This is a genomic window from Miniimonas arenae (assembly GCF_006351005.1).
In the GTDB taxonomy this organism is placed as follows: Bacteria; Actinomycetota; Actinomycetes; order Actinomycetales; family Beutenbergiaceae; genus Miniimonas; species Miniimonas arenae.
The window spans coordinates 1-2225 of sequence record NZ_VENP01000108.1 but is presented as its reverse complement, the minus strand read 5'-3'; the positions used below and the strand labels follow the sequence as shown (position 1 = coordinate 2225).

The 2225-nt window shown below is 77.2% G+C and carries 4 protein-coding genes; 2 read left to right on the top strand and 2 right to left on the bottom strand.

The genetic code is table 11. From position 1 onward, the window contains the following. Positions 1 to 96: 96 nt before the first annotated feature. Entirely contained in the window at positions 97 to 735 is a 639-nt protein-coding gene (locus tag FH969_RS15530) for a TetR/AcrR family transcriptional regulator C-terminal domain-containing protein (protein WP_218975335.1), read from the bottom strand. Between FH969_RS15530 and FH969_RS14760 the strand changes: the two genes are divergently transcribed. Next, positions 712 to 1455, top strand: coding sequence for a zinc-binding dehydrogenase (locus FH969_RS14760; protein ID WP_139987950.1), 744 nt, complete (start codon positions 712 to 714; stop codon positions 1453 to 1455). The two genes, FH969_RS15530 and FH969_RS14760, sit on opposite strands and share 24 nt — an antisense overlap. Positions 1456 to 1514: 59 nt before the next feature. On the opposite strand, the gene FH969_RS14755 is transcribed toward FH969_RS14760, so the two are convergent. Further along, complete coding sequence (locus tag FH969_RS14755; protein ID WP_139987948.1) at positions 1515 to 1838, bottom strand: thiamine-binding protein; 324 nt, start codon at positions 1836 to 1838, stop codon at positions 1515 to 1517. A gap of 67 nt (positions 1839 to 1905) precedes the next feature. Between FH969_RS14755 and FH969_RS14750 the strand changes: the two genes are divergently transcribed. Beyond that, on the top strand, positions 1906 to 2225 hold a 320-nt coding region (locus FH969_RS14750), incomplete at its 3' end, for an alcohol dehydrogenase catalytic domain-containing protein (protein ID WP_180359831.1).

Genomic DNA, 2225 nt, shown 5'->3' with positions numbered 1-2225 from the left:
GCCCGCACGCCCCGCGGGGGTCAGCGGGCGAGACGGGCCCGCACGCCCCGCGGGGGTCAGCGGGCGAGGCGGGCCCGCACGCCCCGCGGGGCGGCGTCAGCGGGCGAGACGGGCCCGCACGCCGTCGACGACGAACCCGAGCGCCGTGGCGAACCGCTCGTCGCCCGGCGCGAGCATGGGCACGCTCGCGGCCGCGGTGAGCGGGTGCCGATCGGCGTCGACGAACGCGCGGCGCGCCTCCGGGTCGTACGCGCCCGACTCCCCCGAGTCGCGGTGCTGCTCCTCGATGACGAATCCCACGGTCAGGTCGGCGACGGCCTGCAGCGCGGTCACCGTCACGCCGAGATCCAGGCCCGCCGCCGTCATCGCGCGCAGCGGCGCCTCCATCGAGACCGCCGGCCCGACGTCGCGCAGGCGGCGGCCCGCGTAGAGCCGGCCCCCGTCGCGGTGGGACAGCAGCACGGTGCGGATCCGATGGCCGGCCGCCGTGAGCATCGCCGGCCAGTCGGCGTCGGCCTCCCCGGGGGCCGTGGCGCCGGCGGCGTGGGCGCCTCGGGAGTCGGTGTCGGCCTCCCACGGGGCCGTGGCCCCGGGAGCGTGAGCGCCTCGGGAGTCGGTGTCACCACCGGACGCAGCGGTCGAAGGCCGGGCGATCTCGCGCGCCATCGCCGTGGCCATCTCGTCGTAGAGCGTCGTCATGTCCTCGACGTGGTGGTAGAGCGCGCCGGCCCGCACGCCGAGCTCGTCCGCGGCACCCTGGCGGAGCGCGCGCCCGTGCCCGCCGGCTGGGCCGTCCCGGTTCCCGACGCGCTCGACGACGCGCGCGCCGCCGCGGTCGTCAACCCCGGCACCTCCTCATGGCTCCCGCTCGCGGACCTCCTCGGCGCGCGGTCCGCCGTCGGCGCCGCGCCCGCGACGGTGCTCGTGCACGGCGCCACGGGGGTCTCCGGTCTGCTCGCCGTCCAGGTGGCGCAGGTCCTCGGCGCCGGACGAGTCGTCGCCGCCGGACGCAACCCCGTGGCGCTGGCGACGGCGCGGGACCGCGGTGCGGACGCCGTCGTGCACCTCGACGAGGACCTGCCCGCCCAGCTCGCGGACGCCGCGCCCGACGGCGTCGACGTCGTCGTGGACTACCTCTGGGGCGAGCGGACTGCGGCACTGCTCCCGGCCCTGCTGCGCGCGGAACGCGGCCCGGACCGGCCGCTCGACGTCGTCGAGATCGGGACGCTCGCCGGGGCCGACCTCACGCTTCCGGGGGCCTGGCTGCGCAGTCGGCCGCTGCGCCTGCGCGGCAGCGGGCTCGGCAGCGTCGGACCGCGCGCGATGTTCGCGGCGGCCGCCGAGGTGCTCGACGCGACGGCGCGCGGCGACCTGACGATCGACGTCGAGTCGCACCCGCTCGCCGACGTCGCGCGGGTGTGGGACACCCCGGGGCGGATGGTGCTCGTGCCGTGATGGCCGCGACGCGGGGGTGACGGCGAGGACAGCCGGGCTCGGCGGAACTCAGCCAGAAGTCACTCGGACGCCGCGAGGCGCTCCTCGACGCGCGCCACCTTGCCGGTCAGCTCGCCCGTCCGGCCCGGCCGGATGTCGGCCTTGAGCACAAGGCTCACGCGGGAGCCGTACCGCCCCGCCGCCTCGGTCGCCGCCTTCACGACGGCGAGGCAGGAGTCCCAGTCCCCCTCGAGCGTGGTGAACATCGAGTCGAGGCGGTAGGGCAGCCCCGAGACGGCGACGACCGCGAGCGCCGCGGCGACGGCCTCGGACACCGAACCGTCGTCCCCGGTCAGGGGCAGCTCACCGGTTCCGGACGGGGCGACGGAGAAGGCCACCAGCATGCCCCCGACCCTACGACGCCCGGAGCACGGTTTGCCGCGACGGCACCGCACCCCGCACGCTGGTCCCATGCCCACCACCGTGAACGCCGTCGCCGCGACCGCCGCCGACGCCCCGCTCGTCCGCACCACGGTCGAGCGCCGTGACGTCGGCCCGCACGACGTCCGCATCGAGATCGCCTACGCCGGCATCTGCCACTCCGACATCCACACCGCGCGCGCCGAGTGGGGCCCTGCGCCCTACCCGCTCGTCGTCGGCCACGAGATCGCCGGCACCGTCGCCGAGGTCGGGGCGGAGGTGACGCGGTTCGCCGTCGGGGACCGGGTGGGCGTGGGCTGCATGGTGAACTCCTGCCGCGAGTGCGACTCCTGCCGCAAGGGCTGGGAGAA